The organism is Pseudomonas sp. IT-P253 (assembly GCF_949768125.1).
GTDB lineage: Bacteria > Pseudomonadota > Gammaproteobacteria > Pseudomonadales > Pseudomonadaceae > Aquipseudomonas.
Window position 1 is genome coordinate 55680 of sequence record NZ_CATKPT010000005.1, and the last position, 18601, is coordinate 74280.

Sequence of the window (18601 nt, forward strand, 5' to 3'; positions counted from 1 at the left end):
CCGTCGCTCCCACGTCGACACCTTTCGCTAATTTCCTCTTTTGAACAAGGAAGCCACCATGTTCCGCCCTACCCTTCGCTTCGCCGGCCTCTGCGCAGGCTTGATGATCTCTGCCAGTGCCCTGGCGCTGTCGCTCAGCGACCTGTCACAAAAAGACGCCACCGGCGGCCTCAAGGATGCCCTGACCCAAGGTGCGCAACTGGCTGTAAAACAACTTGGCACACCGGGCGGTTTCAGCAACAACCCGGACGTGAAAATTGAACTGCCGGGCAAGCTGGGCAAGGTCGCGAGCAAGATGAAGCAATTCGGCATGGGCGATCAAATCGATCAACTAGAAATCAGCATGAACAAGGCGGCCGAAAGTGCCGTGACACAGGCCCAGCCGATCCTCGTGGACGCCGTGAAGAAAATGACCGTGGAAGACGCCAAAGGCATCCTCAGCGGCGGTAACGACTCGGCCACCCAGTACCTGAACAAAACCAGCCGCGAACAGATCCGCACCAAGTTCCTGCCGATCGTCAAACAATCCACCGATCAGGTCGGCCTGGCCAAGCAGTACAACTCGTTCGCAGGTCAGGCGGCAACGCTGGGCGTAGTGGATGCGAAGAACGCCAATATCGAAAACTACGTGACCGAACAGGCGTTGAACGGTTTGTTCGAAATGATCGCCAAACAGGAAGAAACCATCCGCCAGAACCCGGCGGCTGCGGCGACCAGTTTGGCGAAGAAGGTGTTTGGTACGCTATAAGCCTTAACACCGATCCTGTGGGAGCGAGCCTGCTCGCGAAGGCGGTGTGTCAGTCGACATCAACTTTGACTGATACACCGCCTTCGCGAGCAGGCTCGCTCCCACATTCGTTCAGGTCGTCGATGCAGCCCGCAAGAAAAAGACCCACTCGCGCCCCATCTTCCTTTTCTCGAACACCTTCAATTCGACCAGACCGTTCAGGGTCGCCGACGCCGTGTTGTAAGAACAGTCCAGATGCTCCTTCACATTGACCGCCGTAAACTCCTTGGCCATCCCACTTTTGGCCACCTGAAATATGGCTCGCTGCTTCTCGGTCAATCGATCAAAAAAACCGGACGCCAACAACCAGCGATCAAAGTCCTCGGAATACGCCAGACTTTTCCGATAAGCCTCGGTGAAACTACTGACAGCCCGCAAGATGACTGAACACTGGAAGTCGATGAAATACGTCAGGTCGAGCTCATCAGCTTCAGCGTTCAGATAAGAACGCCCATATTTCACCGGCGCGTTGCGTAGCAAAATGCTGATAGCAATGTAACGAAAGGCCGAGAAGTCATTCTTGAACATGGTCCAGTAAAACAGTGCTCGCGCCACCCGGCCATTGCCATCCCGGAAAGGGTGTTCATAACCCAACGCAAAATGCAGTGCGATGCCTTTGATCAGTGGATGCAGGTAATCCACTTGATCGGGATCGTTGTGGGACTGGTTGATCCACCTCGACAGCACCTGCAATCGTGACACCACCCCCACGGCGGGCGGCGGTGTATGAACGGTTTTGCCTTCGCCGTCCTGCACCACCACGTCATCGCTGGTCCTGAACCCTCCCGGCGAATACCGCACGTCATCAATGCCTTCGACGCCCACCCGGTGCATGGCTGAAATCAACTCGACACTTAACGGGTCAAAACGCTTTTCCCAGGCGAAGTTCATCATTTTGTAATTGCCGATCACCATTCGCTCATCCGGCGTGCGCGGCAGGCGATTGCGCTTGAGCATGTCTTTGGCCACCTGAGTGGTGGTCGCTGCGCCTTCAAGCTGGCTGCTACTGATGGCTTCGTCTTCGATCAAATCGTTGAGCAAATAACTGAAGTGCGCATGTTCGCCAATCTGACTGGTCATGTACTCCAGCGCAGCCGTTGTGGCTTGTCGATCGACGGCAGAAACAGCTTTTTGTGCCAACGGCGTGAGCACGAAGTTGCCCCGCTGAACAGGCTCGCCCAAAGGCAAAAGACTTGAATACTGCGCAGCCCGGGCTTTCTTCACCAAGGCCCAGCATAGCGTCGAATCCAGCCCGGGCTTCCAGCGGTAGCGCAGCTCATCGAAAGGCAGATAGCGGCCCTGATCGTCCAGCGGCTTGAGCAGTGCGAGATAGTCCGACAGGCGTTCTTTGTGTGGTGACTTCCCCAACAGATCGAATACCGGATCGGACCGACCTTTCAGCCTGGGTGGTTTTTTCATAGTGCCGTCTCAAAAAACTCACGAAACTGGGTCGTGAGTACAGCACCTCAATCTCCAGGTCTCAATATCAGACAAGTCCGAGATAGGCGTAGGAACAAAGCTTGTCGCGATGGCCATGGCTTGATCAGCCTCATCGGACGATACAGCCATTCACAAAAAGCCCGCTGACCTTCTACAGGTTCAGCGGGCTTTTTCGTTGGGCTATTGCTGAGGATCGAACTGATCCAGCACCCGGTTCACTGATAGCTGCGCCAGAACAATCATCTGCTGAATACCGAGCACCAGATTGCACGTTGGGCCGGTCAGGATTGAGGACAGCTCTGTGGCCATCACATTGGCGGAGGCAAGGGTTTCACAGGCATGGACCAAGAGGGTTTCGGAATTGACGTCGGGACGGATGGTGAAAATCGGACAGGGACGGTAAGTCGTTTTCGTCGGTTGTTCTGGATTTATTTCTGGAGGATTTGGACTGTCTTTGATCATTGTGTAGCTCCTAACGAAAGTTGGAGCGGCCAGCATCACTTGCAGATGATGGGTGGCAGCTGTATGCGGGTCTGCAAGACCGAGTCGTTAGGTAACCTCGGCAGACCCGAAGATCTCCCGCACACAGCCACCATAAATCGATGGACGCTAATAAAAGCGACGCGATTATAGGTGTACTCGTAGGCACCTAACAAACTATCGGCGGGCTTGCAGTCCCGGTCGCTGAATTGGCAGCGACGATCAAAGGCTAAAGATCGTGCTTCCGACGGACAACCTGAAAATGTTGTGGGAAGGTTCTGAATGTTTGGTTGAGCGATAAACATCGTCGACTGTGAGGGCGTTTTCGCGAGCAGGCTCGCTCCTACAATTGACTGCGTTTCCCCAGTGGGAGCGAGCCGGCTCCGGGCGGCGTTCCGACGAAGAGGCCGGCACCATCACCGCAAATCCCTAATGCCTGTCAGTTAAGAAATCTCAGACGAAACACGCTTTCTGTAGCAGCTGGCAAAGCCTGCGTCCGGCGGCGAAGCCGTCGTGAAATCAATCGACGCGGCGCATTAGAAACACCTCGTGCACAGGTTTACGACGGCTTCGCCGCCGGACGCAGGCTTCGCCAGCTGCTACAGGTCTCACACAGGGAGTTGGGTACAGCCGCAAGATCAGGTCGGCTGTCAGGCCGCCTTCGCGAGCGGGCTCGCTCCCACAGGGAATTGGGTGCAGTCGCAAGATCAGGTCGGCTGGCAGGCCGCCTTCGCAGGCAAGCCAGCTCCCATAGGGAAAATTGGGTACAGCCGCTAGATCAGGTCGGCTGTCAGGCCGCCATCGCAAGCAAGCTCGCTCCCACAGAAAAGCAAAAGCAGATCAGTGTCCCCCTGCTTCTAACCACTCAACAGGCCGAGCGTTAGCTCGCCTGCAGCTTTTGATCTACCCGCCCCTTCGGGAGGCCGAGTGGAGGTTCTGCGCAGTGGGCAGCCCGGCATGGATGCCGGGCTAGCCGCCCCCGACCATGGATGGTCGATGGCGGCGGGCCCACGGAGCAGGACCGGAGCGAGGGTACGCCGAGCCTAAGCGAGGGGCCGGACGCTCGGGGCGAGCGTTTTTTTGCTTACTTTTTTTAGGCGCTTGTAAAAAAAGTGAGTCGCCGTCAGGGCGAAACCCTAAGCCGCCGTTACCGCAGCAACGGATATGTACTCACCCAACAAGAACCTGGTCGGCCCGAAGGCCGCCAAGTCCAACCATTCAAACCGACTCTTTCTTGACCCTGAACCACGCCGCATACAGCGCAGGCAAAAACAACAACGTCAGCGCCGTCGCCACAATCAACCCCCCCATGATCGCCACCGCCATCGGCCCAAAAAACACACTGCGCGACAACGGAATCATCGCCAGCACCGCCGCAAGCGCCGTCAACACAATCGGCCGAAAACGCCGCACCGTGGCTTCAATAATCGCCTGCCAAGGCTTAAGCCCAGCCGCAATATCCTGCTCAATCTGATCCACCAGAATCACCGAGTTACGCATGATCATCCCCGACAAGGCGATGGTCCCAAGCATGGCCACGAAACCGAATGGCTGACGGAACACCATCAGGAACAGCGTCACACCGATCAATCCCAATGGCGCTGTCAGAAACACCATCAAGGTGCGTGAGAAACTGCGCAGTTGCAGCATCAACAACGTCAGCACCACCACGATAAACAGCGGCACCCCAGCCTTAACCGAGTTCTGCCCACGGGCCGAATCTTCCACGGTCCCGCCAACTTCCAGCAGATAACCGTCTGGCAATTGCGCCCGAATCGGGTCCAGCGTAGGCATGATTTGCGCCACAAGGGTCGCCGGTTGTTCCTTGCCATAGATGTCGGCACGGACCGTCACGTTCGGCAGGCGGTTGCGGTGCCAGATGATGCCTTCTTCAAAGCCGTATTCCAGGGTCGCGATCTGCGACAGCGCCACGCTGCGACCGTTGTCGGTCGGCACGGCCAGGCTTGGCAGCAACGACAGTTCGGTACGTTCATGCAAGGTGCCGCGCAGCAGGATCTCGATCAACTCGTTGTCTTCACGGTACTGGCTGACGCTGGAACCGGTCAGGGAGCTTTGCAGGAACTTCGACAGGTTCGCCGTGCTCACCCCGAGCGCCCGGGCGCGGTCTTGATCGACGTTCAGATAAACGACTTTGCTCGGTTCTTCCCAGTCCAGGTGGACGTTCGCCACATGGGGATTTTCGCGTACCTTGGCCGCCACTTTACGGGCCAGGGCGCGGACTTCTTCGATGTGCTCCCCGGTGACCCGGAACTGCACCGGATAACCAACCGGCGGACCGTTTTCAAGTCGCGTAACCCGGGAGCGTAGCGCCGGGAATTGCTCGTTGAGGGTTTCGATCAGCCAAGTGCGCAGGGTTTCGCGGTCCTCGATGGTTTTGGCAAGGACGACAAACTGGGCGAAGCTCGCCGCAGGCAGTTGCTGATCCAGCGGCAGGTAAAAGCGCGGCGAACCGGTGCCGACGTAGGCCACGTAATTGTCGATGCCGGCGTGATCCTTCAGTAAACCTTCAAGACGTTTGACCTCGTCGGCGGTGTTGCTCAGAGAAGCCCCTTCGGCGAGTTTCAAATCGACCATCAATTCCAGTCGTCCCGACGCCGGGAAGAATTGTTGTGGCACAAAACGGAACAACACGATGGAGGCGATGAACAACACCACCGTCAGCACGATCACCGTCTTGCGCCAACGCACACACCACTCAACCAAAGCTCTGACGCGCTGATAGAACGGCGTGCCGTAAGGGTCAGATTGGCTGGCTCCCGTGCCGTGTTTGGCGGCATGAATTTTTGCCAGGTCCGGCAGGAGTTTTTCCCCCAGATAAGGCACAAAAACCACGGCCGCAATCCACGACGCCAGCAGTGCGATGGTGACCACCTGGAAGATCGAACGGGTGTATTCGCCGGTGCCCGATTGCGCAGTGGCAATCGGCAGGAACCCGGCAGCGGTGATCAATGTGCCGGTGAGCATCGGGAAGGCGGTGCTGGTCCAGGCGTAGCTCGCGGCTTTGATCCGGTCGAAGCCCTGCTCCATTTTGATCGCCATCATTTCCACGGCGATGATCGCGTCATCCACCAGCAAGCCCAGCGCCAGCACCAACGCACCGAGGGAAATCTTGTGCAGGCCAATGCCGAGGTAATACATGCAGGCGAACGTCATGGCCAACACCAGCGGAATCGCCAGCGCCACCACCATGCCAGTGCGCACGCCGAGGGAAAAAAAGCTCACCAGCAACACGATTGCCAGCGCTTCTACCAGCACCCGAACAAACTCGCCGACACTGGTTTTCACCGCAGCCGGCTGGTCGGAGACCTTGCGCAGTTGCATCCCGGCCGGGAGGTGTTCCTGGATCCTGGCGAACTCGATTTCCAGCGCCTTGCCCAGTACCAGAATGTCGCCACCGTCCTTCATGGCCACCGCCAGGCCGATCGCGTCTTCGGCCATGAAACGCATGCGTGGCGCGGGAGGATCGTTGAAACCACGCCGGACGTTGGCGACATCGGCGATACGGAACGTACGATCACCGACGCGAATCGGGAAGTTCTTGATCTCGTCGACCGTCCGAAAACTTCCCGAAACCCGCAGCTGTAAACGCTCACTGGTGGTTTCAAAGAAGCCCGCCGTGGACACTGCGTTCTGCTCTTCAAGCGCTTGTTGCACCGCCGCCAAGGGCAAACCGAGGGTGGCGAGTTTGACGTTGGAGAGTTCGATCCAGATCTTCTCGTCCTGCAGCCCGAGCAGATCGACTTTGCCCACATCCTTGACCCGCTGCAGCTGGATCTGGATGCGGTCGGCATAGTCCTTGAGCACCGCGTAATCAAAACCGTCCCCGGTCAGCGCGTAAATATTGCCGAAGGTGGTGCCGAACTCATCGTTGAAGAATGGCCCCTGAATACCCGGTGGCAATGTTTGACGAATGTCGCTGATCTTCTTTCGGACTTGATACCAGAGATCCGGGATGTCCACCGAATGCATGGAATCGCGAGCGACGAATGTCACCTGGGATTCGCCCGGCCTGGAGAACGACACGATCCGTTCGTATTCGCCGGTTTCCATCAGTTTCTTTTCGATGCGCTCGCTGACCTGGCGCGCCACCTCCTCGGCGGTGGCCCCCGGCCAGTTGGTGCGGATCACCATGGCCTTGAAGGTGAACGGCGGGTCTTCGCTTTGGCCAAGCTTGGTGTAGGAAAGCGCGCCGACGATGGCCAGCAAGAGCATCAGGAACAGGACGATCTGGCGGTTACGCAGCGCCCATTCGGAAAGATTGAAACCCATCGGGGATTACTCCTTGTCCGCCAGATTGACCACGCGGTTGGAGCGATCCACCGGGCGCACTTGCTGCCCGTCATGAAGCACATGGACACCGGCGGCCACCACCCAGTCACTGGCGTTCAGGCCTTCGAACACCGGCACGGTTTTCTCGCCGAACGGGCCGACCCGGACCGGGGCTTTTTTCAGGGTGTTGTTGGCGCCCAGCACCCAAACGTAGGTGGCACCGTTTTCTGCGGTGACAGCAGACAGCGGCACTGACAGCGCTACGACTTCGGCGGTCTGGATGAACACTCGGGCGCTCTGGCCGAGCTCGGCCGGCACCTTACCGGCAGTGAACGCGATGCGGGCGGCGAAGGTACGGGATTTTGGATCGGCGGCGGGCGACAGCTCACGAATGCGCCCGGAGAAACGTTGATCGGGCTGGGTCCAGAGTTCAACCGAGACCGGCTGCCCCACTTTGAAGCGACCGAAACTCTGCTCCGGCAGGCTGATCGACACTTCGCGCTCACCATCGGTGGCGAGGGTAAACACCGTTTGCCCCGCCGCCACCACTTGCCCGACTTCGACCGCACGTTTGGCCACCACGCCGTCCTGAGGCGCGCGCAACACGGCGTAGCTGGCCTGATTGGTCGAGACGTTGAACTCGGCCTTGATCTGCTTCAGCCGAGCTTCACCGGATCGGTAGAGGTTTTCGGAATTGTCGTACTGCGATCGGCTGACCATCTGACGGTCCATCAGAGTCTTGTAGCGATCACGTTCGGCGCGAACGAGGTTCAAATTGGCTTCGGCAGCGGCAACCTGAGCGCGGGTGGCTTCCAGTTGCAGGCGCACGTCTTGCGGATCGAGTTCAGCCAGAGGCTGGTCCGCCTTGACTCGCTGGCCTTCCTCGACCAGTCGTCGGCTGACTTTACCGCCGATGCGAAACGCCAGATCAGGCTCGTATCGAGCCCGAACCTCACCGGGATAACTTTCCATCGCCTGAGCCGAAGGCTCTGGCTGCACCACCATGGCCGGGCGAACAGTGACTTGAGGCGCCTCTTCATGACCACACGCAGACAATAAAAACGCCAGACTGACCGGCAATGCGAAGGGCAAGGCATAGCGGAACATGGTGAAGGACCTTTCGCTAATGGTGCTTGGAATAATTATACTGACCAGTATGTTATTAATAGCAAACTCACCAGTCCAGTATTAAAAGCGAAGAATGACCAACAATCTTTCAGCACCCAATGGTCCGGGCCGCCCCAAGGATCTGGCCAAGCGCCGGGCCATCCTCGATGCGGCGAAAATTCTGTTTCTGAGCAATGGTTATGCGAACACCAGCATGGACGCCGTGGCGGCCGAAGCGGGTGTGTCAAAGCTGACCGTCTACAGCCATTTCAACGACAAGGAGACGCTGTTCTCCGCCGCCGTCGTCGCCAAATGCGAAGAGCAATTGCCTACGCTGTTTTTTGAATTGCCGGATGGCATTGCTGTAGAAACAGTGCTGCTGAACATCGCGCGCGGCTTTCATCACCTGATCAACAGCGACGAATCGGTGAACCTGCATCGGCTGATGATGACGCTGGGCAGCCAGGACCCGAAACTCTCACAAATATTCTTCGAGGCCGGGCCGGAGCGCGTGCTGCATGGCATGGAGCGACTGCTGGCCAAAGTTGATCAGAGCGGCGCATTGCACATCAAGAAGCCGCGCAATGCGGCTGAGCATTTCTTCTGCCTGCTCAAGGGCGCGGGGAATTTTCGCTTGCTTTATGGTTGCGGCGAGCCATTGTCCGCGGAGGCAGCCGAGAGCCATGTGCAGGAAGTGGTGGGGTTGTTTATGCGGGCTTATCGACCGGAGTCAGCCTGATAGGTTTTAGGTGTCTGGTCCGACGCCTTCGCGGGCAAGCCTCGCTCCTACAGAAACGGTGGTGCTTCTTGTAGGAGCGAGGCTTGCCCGCGAATGGGACGACACGGTCCTAGGGCTTAAGCGCTTTCTTCGGGTAAATATCATAGCGACTGGATTTCCCATCCAGCGCATGGCTCGGCTTCGGCCCCGCAATGCACGGCGCCTTGCGCGGCCGCTTGACCACCACCCGGTGGCTGGCCAGTGCCAAGGCCGCTTCAAGCAGTGCCGGAGCGTCCGGATCATCGCCCACCAACGGCCGGAACAGGCGCATTTCCTTCTTTACCAGCGCCGTTTTCTCACGATGGGGAAACATCGGGTCCAGGTAGATCACCTGCGGCGGCTCGCCTTCCCAGTTGCGCATCACCTCGATTGAATTGCCCTTGAGCAAATGCATGCGCGCCACGATCGGCGCCACGTCGAAGTCTTCCGCGCCACGGGCCAGGCCATCTTCAAGCAAGGCACCGATCAACGGCTGGCGTTCGATCAGGCTCATCTCGCAGCCCAGGCTGGCCAACACGAACGCATCCTTGCCCAGCCCTGCCGTGGCATCCAGCACACGCGGGCGCACGCCCTGCGCGATGCCAACGGCCTTGGCGATCATTTGCCCCGTGCCGCCACCGAACAAACGACGATGGGCCGCGCCGCCTTCGACGAAGTCCACCCGCACCGGCCCTGGCGCATCAGCACCCAGTTGTTGCAGCTGCAAGCCCTGCTCGCCCACTTGCAAGGCAAACTCGCCGTCAGCCACGTGCATAGGCAACCCCAGGCGCTCGGCCCATTGCTCGGCTTGTGGCTGAAACGCCGGAGCCGAGGCCTCGACATGGATGCGGCAGGCGGCAGGTTGCTCAATCATGGGAAAACACGCTCAAAAAAATTAATGATCGGCAAAAACGGCCGATAACAAAACTATCGAGCATTTTGCCAGACCTCAGCGTCGACCGAGAGAAATGTCAGACATTCAACCCACAATCACAGGTTTTATCTCGCCCTACGGCGATTACCGCCTGCGAAATAGCCAAGCACTGAGCGGTGTCAGCCATCACTGGCAAGATTTTTTTGCCCAGGCACTGGCCGATCAGTCGAGCGATGGGGTGCCGGCTTCTCTCAACTTTCCACCGGTCGATCTCGACAGCCCGGTCGAACCGACGGTGGGCAGCGAACTGCTGGCGCACATTGTCTCCCAGCGCGAATGTGACGTGAAGGAAACCGTCGTTCGCCCTCCTGAGCCACTGTTCCTGCCGATTGCCGAGTTTGAAATGGACCTGGCCGACAAACCGTCCCCTCCGTTCCCGGCGGAAGAAATCGTCGCGCAACAGCAACAACAGAACTTCGAAAGCGGCTGGGTTCGTCCGATCGTGCTGGCCGCCGGTCAACCTGTGCCAGAACCCGGTCCGGCCCCCCAACCGCGTCCATTGCACCTGCCGATCGCCGAGTTCGAACTTCATCTGCTGGACAAGCCATTCCCGCCGTTCTCGCCGCAAGAGCTGGTGGAACAACAGAAGCAACTCGATTTCGATAACGGCTGGGCTCGCCCAATCGTCCTGCAAAACCTGCGCATTGCCGCATAAACCTCCGCGACACAGCCGCTACCGAAACCGCATTGTCAGCGCTTGAACAATTGATTGGCCTGCTGATACGGCATCGACCGTGACGTGAACCCGAACGTGCCTGATTTCTGGATCTCTTCGGCGGCGCGATAGAACTCGCCATAGGCCGCCAATGCGAGCGCTGAACCCACGCTGATCCGCTTGACGCCCATTTCGCTCAGTTGCTCGACCGTCAGCTTCAGCCCGCCGGACATCAAGACATTGACCGGTTTCGGCGCCACCGCGCGCACCACCGCCAGGACCTCTTCAGCTGTGCGCAGACCGGGCGCGTACAGCACGTCGGCCCCCGCTTCGGCAAAGGCCTGCAAGCGGCGAATGGTATCGGCCAGATCAGGGTTGCCATGCAGGAAGTTCTCGGCCCGCGCCGTCAGCATGAAGGGGAATGGCAAACTGCGGGCTGCGGCGACAGAGGCTTCGATGCGGGCCACGGCATGTTCAAAGCAGTAGATCGGCGCGCCCTCACGGCCCGTGGCATCTTCGATCGAGCCGCCGACGGCACCGACTTCTGCCGCGCGCAAAATACTTTTCGCGCAGTCCGCCGGGTTGTCGGCGAAACCGTTTTCCAGGTCGACCGCTACCGGCAGATCGGTGGCCGCGACAATCGCCTGAACGTTTGCCAGGGTATCGTCCAGGGTCAATCCGCCATCGGGGCGGGCTTTGGAAAAGGCATAACCGGCACTGGTGGTCGCGAGCGCCTCAAAACCCAGGCTGGCGAGCATTTTCGCCGAACCGGCGTCCCAAGGGTTGGGAATGACAAAAGCGCCGTCGCGTTCATGCAGTGCTTTGAACGCCTGGGCTCGAAGGGTTTGCGCATCCATTGGCAGGCTCCTGAAAAAAGCAGGGAATCCGTCTCAGAGCAGGCCAAGCTGCTCGATGGCGGGCTCTCTGTATAGCTCAGGCAGCGGCGGCAGGCCAGGCAAACGCAGCATCAGTTTTGCGTGAAAACGTTGCGCGAGTTTGGCGGCCAGCAGGTTATCGGCGGTATGCAGGAAGATATAGGGCGTGCGGCCCTCTTCTATCCACTGGGCGATTTTCTCGACCCACGGCACAAGGAAGGGATCGTTAGCCTCCAACTGTGGATGACCGATGAAACGGACTTGCGGGAACGGGGTGAAGGCTGCCGGACGCGGCGGTACCTTGGGCTTTTTTGACTGGGCGTGAAGCACCGAAGGATCCGTCGACACGCAGCTGAACAGCGCGCGTGGGTCGAGACAAATGCGCTCGACTCCGCGATCCCGCAGCAGACGATTGAGCCCGCGCTCGGCATCGCCCTTGGCGAAGAAATCGTCGTGTCGCACTTCGATGGCCAGAGGCCTGTCCACCGCGTCGATAAACCCCGCCAGCTCGTGCAATCGTTGAGGCGTAAAGCTTTTCGACAATTGCAGCCAGAGGGGTGAAACGCGATCGCCCAAGGGGCTGAGCAATTGCAGGAACGTTTCGACAGCGGTCAGTTGTTCGCGCAGGTCGCCACTGTGGCTGATGTCGCCGGGGAATTTGGCAGTGAAGCGAAAGTGCTCGGGCATGGTCTCGGCCCAGCGCTGCACGGTGCTGGCAGCAGGGCTCGCGTAGAAGGTCGTATTACCTTCCACGGCGTTGAATACTTGAGAATAGAGCGTCAGAAATTCGGAGGACTTGGCATCGGGCGGATAGAGGTAATCGCGCCAGGCGTTTTCACTCCAGGACGGGCAGCCGAGGTAATAAGGCAGCCACATCAGATGTACAGGTCGAGGCCCATTACATTCGAATCCCAATCGACAAAAGCGGCAGTGCTCAGGTAGCTGGCGAGTGCCGTGGCCACGCTTTTGCTCATGGCGCGGTGGTAGAGCAGATCTTGTTGACGAGCCGGCAGATTAGCCAGGCGCTGCGCGGAAGCCTTGGCAGCGCGGGCGGCCATTTGCTCTTCGGAGGGCATTTCCAGCTCGCCGTCGATGTCGACGTAATCGTCTTGCGCCACAGCGCCTTTGCGAGGCTTGCGCTTGATGGGGTAGGACTGAGAGGAAACGCCGTCTATACGCATGAGTACATGTCCGGTATCAGTAATGGCAGTTTAGTGGCGCATAGCCTGCTTCGCAAACCGCTTGGTGATAACTAGAACACAGAAATGCAAAAAGGTTTAAAAGCGGGGGAATAAAACGACAATTGGTTACATCCGCTGGATCGCTTTCGCGGGCAAGCCTCGCTCCTACAGAAACGGTGGTGCTTCTTGTAGGAGCGAGGCTTGCCCGCGAATGGAGCAACTCCGTATCGCGGATTAACGCGCTTTCGGGGTCGCCACTTTATCGCGCAGATAAACCGGCTGCGCCTCGTCCGCCACTATCGCCTCACCGCGCGCCCAGGCAAACCGCGCCAGGGTCAACAAGTCTTCGGCGTGGGGCAACATGCCCGCCTCTTGCCCGGTCAGTTTGACGGCGATGCGCTCGGCATAATTCCAGCCGGTGCCCGCGCCAAACCATTCGCCGCTGGCATCGGCCGGCAATGCCGCCGCTTCCGGCGGCAGCACGGCCTCATTGCCGACCAGTCGCATCTCCCCTGCCGTTTCGCGGTAGCAACCCCAATACACTTCGTCCATCCGCGCATCGATGGCGGCCGCCACCTGGCTCACGCCATGCTCGCGGTATGCACGCTGCGCCAGTACCGCCAGGTTCGACACCGGCAGTACCGGGCGATCCAGCGCAAACGCCAGGCCCTGCACCACACCAATCGCAATTCGCACACCGGTGAAAGCCCCCGGCCCACGGCCGAAAGCAATGGCGTCGACCGCTTGCAGGGTGGTCCCGGCATCGGCGAGCAATTGCTGAATCATCGGCAGTAGCTTCTGCGCGTGCAGGCGCGGGATCACCTCGTAATGACTCGTGACTTTGCCATCATGCAGCAAGGCAACGGAGCAAGCTTCAGTCGCGGTGTCCAGGGCCAGCAAGGTGCTCATCAATGTATCCGTAAGAGAGGTCAGAAAAAGTGCGCCAGTATAAACAACTACGGCCCGCAAGCGGGCCGTAGAAGATGAAGCGGTTTTCAGCTCAGCGCTTCAAGCACCTTGCCGGTAATCGCTTCAACCGAGCCAACGCCAGCAATGTGGCTGTACTTCGGCTTGCCCTGAGCAGCGGCCAGGTTCTGGTAGAAGGCTACCAGTGGCTTGGTCTGGGAGTGGTAGACCGACAGGCGATGACGCACGGTTTCTTCGGTGTCGTCCTTGCGCTGTACCAGGTCTTCACCGGTGATGTCGTCCTTGCCGGCAACTTTGGGCGGGTTGTAGACGGTGTGGTACACGCGGCCGCTGGCCTCGTGAACACGACGACCGGCGATACGCTGAACGATTTCTTCGTCATCGACGGCGATTTCGACCACGTTGTCCAGTTCGACGCCGGCGTCCACCAGGGCTTCAGCCTGCGGAATGGTGCGCGGGAAGCCATCGAAAAGGAAACCGTTGGCGCAGTCGGACTGGGCAATGCGGTCCTTGACCAGCGCGATGATCAGGTCATCGGACACCAGGCCACCGGCATCCATGATGCTTTTGGCCTTGATGCCCAGCTCGGTGCCGGCCTTGACCGCGGCACGCAGCATGTCGCCAGTGGAGATTTGCGGAATGCCGAATTTCTCGGTGATGAACTTAGCCTGAGTACCTTTACCGGCCCCGGGAGCTCCCAGCAGAATGACGCGCATCGATGTGCTCCTCAATTTTTTATATAGATAACGTCAGATTCGCCTCGTGGGGCCAATCTCAAAAAAAGGGTCGTGGCCGCCCAAACGGCCAGAGGCTGATCAAGATACACAGCAGGCCCTGAGCACACAAGCCGCCGAAAGTCGGAGAAACCTACACCTTATGTGACCTTGCAATGGGGTACCCCAAGTCGCAACCCCATCATTAACTGTCGCCTGACAGCACTTTTCAGCCCCTCGCTCCCAGGCACTCGACGCGCGCGCCGGGTGCCTTGCGCCACGACGAAAATCTTAGCCGGTATTGCGCAAACCGGCGGCAATCCCCGCTACAGACACCAGCAACGCCTGTTCTACCGGGCTGCCTTGTGCCACTTCCTGTTGCCGTGAACGGGCCAACAGTTCGGCCTGCAATAGATGCAGCGGGTCGAGATAGGTGTTGCGCAGGCGGATAAATTCAAGGGTATCAGGGCTATGTGCCAGTAGCTGCGACTGACCAGTCAACCCCAGGACCACCGAACACGCCTGCGACAATAGGTCGCGTAAATGCGCACCCAAAGGCAACAAATCTGGCTCAACCAAGCGCTCATCGTAGGACTGGGCAATATCGGCATCGGCCTTGGCCAGTACCATTTCCAGCATATCGATACGGGTCCGGAAGAACGGCCATTGCTCGCGCATCTGCCCCAGCAACGCGCCCTCACCGCGCTCCAGCGCCTTGCTCAGCGCCGCTTCCCAGCCGAGCCACGCCGGCAGCATCAAGCGAGTCTGGGTCCAGCCGAAGATCCACGGGATCGCCCGCAGGCTTTCGATCCCGCCGGCCCGGCGTTTGGCCGGGCGGCTGCCCAACGGCAGTCGCCCCAGTTCCTGTTCCGGCGTGGACTGACGGAAATACTCGACGAACTGTGGATTTTCCCGCACCACCGCACGGTAAGCGCTGACACCGTCTGCCGCCAATTCGTCCATCAAATGGCGCCACGCAGGCTCCGGGGGTGGCGGTGGCAGCAAGGTCGCTTCCAGCACTGCTGCCAGGTACAGGTTGAGGTTTTGTTCGGCGATGTCCGGCAGGCCGAACTTGAATCGAATCATTTCCCCCTGCTCAGTGGTGCGGAACCGCCCCGCCACCGAACCGGGTGGCTGCGACAGAATCGCCGCGTGCGCCGGACCGCCGCCACGGCCCACGGTGCCACCGCGACCGTGGAACAACAGCAGCTCCACTTGTTGCTCGCGACAGATATCGACCAGCCGCTCCTGCGCCCGATACTGCGCCCAGGCGGCCGCCGTGGTGCCGGCGTCCTTGGCCGAGTCGGAGTAGCCGATCATCACTTCCTGCGGCCCTTGCAGGCGCGCGCGATAACCCGGCAGCAGCAACAGTTTTTCAATCACCGGGCCGGCGTTGTCGAGGTCTGCGAGGGTTTCGAACAGCGGCACCACGCGCATCGGCCGCAGGACGCCAGACTCTTTGAGCAGCAGTTGCACAGCGAGCACATCGGAAGCGGCGCCGGCCATGGAAATCACATACGAACCGAGCGAAGCCCCCGGTGCGGCCGCGATTTCCCGGCAAGTGGCGAGCACTTCGGCGGTATCGGCGGAGGGCTTGAAGTACGCCGGAAGCAATGGCCGACGGTTATTCAGTTCACGCATCAGGAAGGCAATTCGCTCTTCCTCGCTCCAGTCCTCATAGCGACCGAGGCCCAGGTAATCGGTGATTTCGGTCATGGCTGCGGTATGCCGCGACGAGTCCTGACGCACATCGAGGCGCACCAGGAACAGGCCGAAAGTCACCGCCCGGCGCAGGCAATCGAGCAACGGACCGTCCGCGATCACACCCATGCCGCACTCATGCAGCGACTGGTAACACAGCTCCAGCGGATCGAGCAGCTCGCGGTTGTGTTGCAGCACCTCGGCGGTCGCTGGCGTGGAGGTCGTCAAGGCGGCGTGAGCCCAGCTCCGGGTGGCGCGCAGGCGTTCACGCAACTGCTTAAGCACCGCGCGATAGGGCTCTGCGCTGTCCCCAGCCTTGGCTTTAAGCGCATCGTTGGCTTGTTGCATCGACAACTCGGCGGCGAGGCGATCGACGTCACGCACGAACAAATCGGCCGCCATCCAGCGCGCCAGCAGCAACACCTCGCGGGTCACGGCAGCGGTGACGTTGGGGTTACCGTCACGGTCGCCGCCCATCCATGAAGCAAAGCGAATCGGCGCGGATTCCAGCGGCAGATGCAGGCCGGTGGCGTCATGCAGGGCTTTATCGGCCTTACGCAAATAGTTGGGGATCGCCTGCCACAACGAATGCTCGATCACCGCGAAGCCCCATTTGGCTTCGTCCACGGGCGTCGGGCGAGTACGGCGGATTTCTTCGGTGTGCCAGGCTTCGGCGATCAATCGCTGCAATTTCGACTGAATCTGCTCGCGCTCGGCACTGGTCAGGTCGCGATGATCCTGCGCGGCGAGTTGCGCGGCAATGGCGTCGTATTTCTGGATCAGCGTGCGGCGAGCGACTTCGGTGGGGTGAGCCGTCAACACCAGCTCGATTTCCAGGCGCCCCAATTGTCGCGCCAGGGCGTCGGCACCATGGCCTTCAGCACGCAGGCGAGCGAGCAACTCCGGCAGCACCCGTGCCTCGAACGGCGCGGGCTGTGACTCTTCGCGGCGGTGAATCAGCTGATACTGCTCGGCGATATTGGCCAGGTTGAGAAACTGGTTGAACGCCCGTGCAACCGGCAGCAACTCGTCTTCAGTCAATTGATTGAGACTGGCGCTCAGTTCGGCGTCCATCGAGCCACGACGGTCGGCCTTGGCGCCCTTGCGGATCTGCTCGATCTTGTCGAGAAAATCGTCCCCGTACTGCTCACGAATGGTGTTGCCCAACAGCTCACCCAACAGGTGAACGTCCTCGCGCAAGCGTGCATCAATATCGGTCATCAGCCGTTCTCCAGCGAAAAATCCGGGTGTGCTTTGTCGTTAGAGAGTGCCGTTGTAAGGCGGTTCTTACAAGCAGAGTGCGAGGGTAATGATGTTCGTTTAAGAGAATTTTGGGATTGGGGTTGGGTACATATCCGTTTCTGCGGTAGCGGCTGCTGGCGGTTTCGCTTTTACAGCGACTCACTTTTGCAGACGCCCAAAAGTAAGCAAAACGCTTTGCCCCTCCATTCGGTGCCTCGCCTAGGCTCGGCATGCCCTCACTCCGGCATTGCTCCGGGGGCCCGCCGCCATCGGCCATCCATGGCCGGGGGCGGCTACCGCGGCATCCTTGCCGCGGTGCCCCCTGCGCAACGCCTGCGTTCGGCCTCTGGGAAAGGGGCGGCAGATCTGAAGCCAAAGCGAAGCAACGGCAACGGCAAGGGCAAGGGCAAGGGCAAGGGCAAGGGCAAGGGCAAGGGCAAGGGCAAGGGTAAGGGCAAGGGCAAGGGCAAGGGCAAGGGCTTCGCGAGCAGGCTCGCTCCCACAATGGATCCGCGTACAGCTTTTAATTTTCACCACCCACAATGGTGCGGCGTACCGTTTTTGATTCTCACCACTCATCAGGCCGAGCGTTAGCTCGCCTTCAGCTTTTGATCTCGATGCACCTATATCGAGAGGCCGAGTGGAGGTTCTGCGCAGTGGGCAACCCGGCATGGATGCCGGGTTAGCCGCCCCCGGCCATGGATGGCCGATGGCGGCGGGCTCACGGAGCAGGACCGGAGCGAGGGCATGCCGAGCCACAGCGAGGCACCGAACGAAAGGGGCAAGAGCGTTTGGTTACTTTGCGCTTTTCAAAGTGACCCGCCGTAAGGGCGGAACCCATAGCCGCCGCTACCCAAAAAACGGATATACACCCAATCAAAGCCCTCAGGTGAGCCCTCGCTACAAATGCGCGCGCCCAAAGCACCAAGGCCATAGGGAGCAGCATTAGACGACGAAGGGACTTTAAACCTTGAGCGTTAAAGCTAGTCTGAAGAGTAAGCCGTATAACGGCTGCCGCCGGCCACCGCCGGACACTCACCGCCTGCCACGTGCAGGAGCGCAATGAGGTCTTTATGAAAATTCGCGAACTTGCCCAGCATTGGGAAGAAAACGCCAAGGGTCGCCTGACCGAGACGGGTTACACGATTCATCTGGACGTGGAAGCCGCCGCCCGGCTGGCGGCGATTACCGAGATGTACCCGAAACGCCAGCCCGAAGAACTGCTCGGCGAGCTGATCGGCGCCGCGCTGGAAGAGCTCGAAAAAAGCTTCCCGTATGTGAAAGGGGCGACCGTCGTGGCCACCGACGAAGAAGGCGATCCGCTGTACGAAGACGTCGGTCCGACCCCGCGTTTTCTCGCGTTATCCCGTCGTCATCTGCACGATTTGTCGGCGGGCAATGACAAGCAGAAACACTGATCCAGCCAAGATAAACCTGTGGGAGCGAGCCCGCTCCGGGCGGCGTTCCGACGAAGACGTCAGTACAGTCAACAATCAGGTTGGCAGAACGACC

16 protein-coding genes are annotated in these 18601 nt (G+C 59.6%); 5 read left to right on the top strand and 11 right to left on the bottom strand.

The features are described 5' to 3' along the window. The first annotated feature begins 58 nt into the window (after nt 1-58). The gene (locus tag ACM6IR_RS02835; protein ID WP_414906285.1) at nt 59-748 is read left to right on the top strand and encodes a DUF4197 domain-containing protein; all 690 of its coding nucleotides are present in this window, start codon (nt 59-61) and stop codon (nt 746-748) included. A 111-nt stretch (nt 749-859) separates the two neighbouring features. On the opposite strand, the gene ACM6IR_RS02840 is transcribed toward ACM6IR_RS02835, so the two are convergent. From ACM6IR_RS02840 to ACM6IR_RS02855, 4 genes are all read right to left on the bottom strand, one after another. Then, nucleotides 860-2206, bottom strand: a complete 1347-nt coding sequence (locus tag ACM6IR_RS02840) for a Fic family protein (protein WP_414906286.1) — start codon at nt 2204-2206, stop codon at nt 860-862. A 201-nt stretch (nt 2207-2407) separates the two neighbouring features. Then, the gene (locus ACM6IR_RS02845; protein WP_414906287.1) at nt 2408-2689 is read right to left on the bottom strand and encodes a DUF6124 family protein; all 282 of its coding nucleotides are present in this window, start codon (nt 2687-2689) and stop codon (nt 2408-2410) included. Between the two features lie 1236 nt (nt 2690-3925). After that, nucleotides 3926-6997: an efflux RND transporter permease subunit gene (locus tag ACM6IR_RS02850; RefSeq protein ID WP_414906288.1), complete on the bottom strand. Its 3072-nt coding sequence runs from the start codon at nt 6995-6997 to the stop codon at nt 3926-3928. 6 nt (nt 6998-7003) lie between these two features. Continuing rightward, the gene (locus ACM6IR_RS02855) at nt 7004-8104 is read right to left on the bottom strand and encodes an efflux RND transporter periplasmic adaptor subunit (protein ID WP_414906289.1); all 1101 of its coding nucleotides are present in this window, start codon (nt 8102-8104) and stop codon (nt 7004-7006) included. A 94-nt stretch (nt 8105-8198) separates the two neighbouring features. Between ACM6IR_RS02855 and ACM6IR_RS02860 the strand changes: the two genes are divergently transcribed. After that, nucleotides 8199-8843 carry a TetR/AcrR family transcriptional regulator gene (locus ACM6IR_RS02860; protein WP_414906290.1) on the top strand — a complete coding sequence of 215 codons (645 nt, stop codon included), beginning with the start codon at nt 8199-8201 and terminating at the stop codon, nt 8841-8843. 109 nt (nt 8844-8952) lie between these two features. Here ACM6IR_RS02860 and ACM6IR_RS02865 read toward each other — a convergent pair whose 3' ends face one another. After that, complete coding sequence (locus tag ACM6IR_RS02865; protein ID WP_414906291.1) at nt 8953-9735, bottom strand: class I SAM-dependent methyltransferase; 783 nt, start codon at nt 9733-9735, stop codon at nt 8953-8955. A 94-nt stretch (nt 9736-9829) separates the two neighbouring features. Between ACM6IR_RS02865 and ACM6IR_RS02870 the strand changes: the two genes are divergently transcribed. Continuing rightward, nucleotides 9830-10450: an energy transducer TonB gene (locus tag ACM6IR_RS02870; RefSeq protein WP_414906292.1), complete on the top strand. Its 621-nt coding sequence runs from the start codon at nt 9830-9832 to the stop codon at nt 10448-10450. 35 nt (nt 10451-10485) lie between these two features. On the opposite strand, the gene ACM6IR_RS02875 is transcribed toward ACM6IR_RS02870, so the two are convergent. The 6 genes from ACM6IR_RS02875 to ppc form a co-directional block, all read right to left on the bottom strand. Beyond that, nucleotides 10486-11307: an isocitrate lyase/PEP mutase family protein gene (locus ACM6IR_RS02875; protein WP_414906293.1), complete on the bottom strand. Its 822-nt coding sequence runs from the start codon at nt 11305-11307 to the stop codon at nt 10486-10488. A 33-nt stretch (nt 11308-11340) separates the two neighbouring features. Next, a complete protein-coding gene (locus ACM6IR_RS02880; protein WP_414906294.1) occupies nt 11341-12201 on the bottom strand; it encodes a DUF72 domain-containing protein in 861 nt (286 codons plus the stop codon). Then, nucleotides 12201-12506, bottom strand: coding sequence for a hypothetical protein (locus ACM6IR_RS02885; protein ID WP_414906295.1), 306 nt, complete (start codon nt 12504-12506; stop codon nt 12201-12203). Before ACM6IR_RS02885 ends, ACM6IR_RS02880 begins: the two co-directional genes overlap by 1 nt. 234 nt (nt 12507-12740) lie before the next feature. Beyond that, nucleotides 12741-13415: a tRNA (adenosine(37)-N6)-threonylcarbamoyltransferase complex dimerization subunit type 1 TsaB gene (tsaB, locus tag ACM6IR_RS02890; protein WP_414906296.1), complete on the bottom strand. Its 675-nt coding sequence runs from the start codon at nt 13413-13415 to the stop codon at nt 12741-12743. An 86-nt stretch (nt 13416-13501) separates the two neighbouring features. Continuing rightward, the gene (gene adk / locus ACM6IR_RS02895; protein ID WP_414906297.1) at nt 13502-14149 is read right to left on the bottom strand and encodes an adenylate kinase; all 648 of its coding nucleotides are present in this window, start codon (nt 14147-14149) and stop codon (nt 13502-13504) included. A gap of 288 nt (nt 14150-14437) precedes the next feature. Further along, nucleotides 14438-17068: a phosphoenolpyruvate carboxylase gene (gene ppc / locus ACM6IR_RS02900; RefSeq protein WP_414906298.1), complete on the bottom strand. Its 2631-nt coding sequence runs from the start codon at nt 17066-17068 to the stop codon at nt 14438-14440. 300 nt (nt 17069-17368) lie between these two features. Here ppc and ACM6IR_RS02905 point away from each other — a divergent pair, with 300 nt between their 5' ends. Next, nucleotides 17369-17683, top strand: coding sequence for a hypothetical protein (locus tag ACM6IR_RS02905; protein ID WP_414906299.1), 315 nt, complete (start codon nt 17369-17371; stop codon nt 17681-17683). Between the two features lie 479 nt (nt 17684-18162). Then, nucleotides 18163-18507: a pilin assembly protein gene (locus ACM6IR_RS02910; RefSeq protein ID WP_414906300.1), complete on the top strand. Its 345-nt coding sequence runs from the start codon at nt 18163-18165 to the stop codon at nt 18505-18507. Nucleotides 18508-18601: the final 94 nt, after the last annotated feature.

Excerpts from the sequence above, each read along its gene's own strand:
- ACM6IR_RS02865 (WP_414906291.1), bottom strand. The coding sequence starts at position 9,735 with ATGATTGAGCAACCTGCCGCCTGCCGCATCCATGTCGAGGCCTCGGCT.
- ACM6IR_RS02850 (WP_414906288.1), bottom strand. The coding sequence starts at position 6,997 with ATGGGTTTCAATCTTTCCGAATGGGCGCTGCGTAACCGCCAGATCGTC.
- ACM6IR_RS02840 (WP_414906286.1), bottom strand. The coding sequence starts at position 2,206 with ATGAAAAAACCACCCAGGCTGAAAGGTCGGTCCGATCCGGTATTCGAT.
- tsaB (WP_414906296.1), bottom strand. The coding sequence starts at position 13,415 with ATGAGCACCTTGCTGGCCCTGGACACCGCGACTGAAGCTTGCTCCGTT.
- ACM6IR_RS02880 (WP_414906294.1), bottom strand. The coding sequence starts at position 12,201 with ATGTGGCTGCCTTATTACCTCGGCTGCCCGTCCTGGAGTGAAAACGCC.
- ACM6IR_RS02845 (WP_414906287.1), bottom strand. The coding sequence starts at position 2,689 with ATGATCAAAGACAGTCCAAATCCTCCAGAAATAAATCCAGAACAACCG.
- ACM6IR_RS02855 (WP_414906289.1), bottom strand. The coding sequence starts at position 8,104 with ATGTTCCGCTATGCCTTGCCCTTCGCATTGCCGGTCAGTCTGGCGTTT.
- ACM6IR_RS02905 (WP_414906299.1), top strand. The coding sequence starts at position 17,369 with ATGGCCGGGGGCGGCTACCGCGGCATCCTTGCCGCGGTGCCCCCTGCG.
- ACM6IR_RS02885 (WP_414906295.1), bottom strand. The coding sequence starts at position 12,506 with ATGCGTATAGACGGCGTTTCCTCTCAGTCCTACCCCATCAAGCGCAAG.
- ACM6IR_RS02910 (WP_414906300.1), top strand. The coding sequence starts at position 18,163 with ATGAAAATTCGCGAACTTGCCCAGCATTGGGAAGAAAACGCCAAGGGT.
- adk (WP_414906297.1), bottom strand. The coding sequence starts at position 14,149 with ATGCGCGTCATTCTGCTGGGAGCTCCCGGGGCCGGTAAAGGTACTCAG.
- ACM6IR_RS02860 (WP_414906290.1), top strand. The coding sequence starts at position 8,199 with ATGACCAACAATCTTTCAGCACCCAATGGTCCGGGCCGCCCCAAGGAT.
- ACM6IR_RS02870 (WP_414906292.1), top strand. The coding sequence starts at position 9,830 with ATGTCAGACATTCAACCCACAATCACAGGTTTTATCTCGCCCTACGGC.
- ACM6IR_RS02875 (WP_414906293.1), bottom strand. The coding sequence starts at position 11,307 with ATGGATGCGCAAACCCTTCGAGCCCAGGCGTTCAAAGCACTGCATGAA.
- ACM6IR_RS02835 (WP_414906285.1), top strand. The coding sequence starts at position 59 with ATGTTCCGCCCTACCCTTCGCTTCGCCGGCCTCTGCGCAGGCTTGATG.
- ppc (WP_414906298.1), bottom strand. The coding sequence starts at position 17,068 with ATGACCGATATTGATGCACGCTTGCGCGAGGACGTTCACCTGTTGGGT.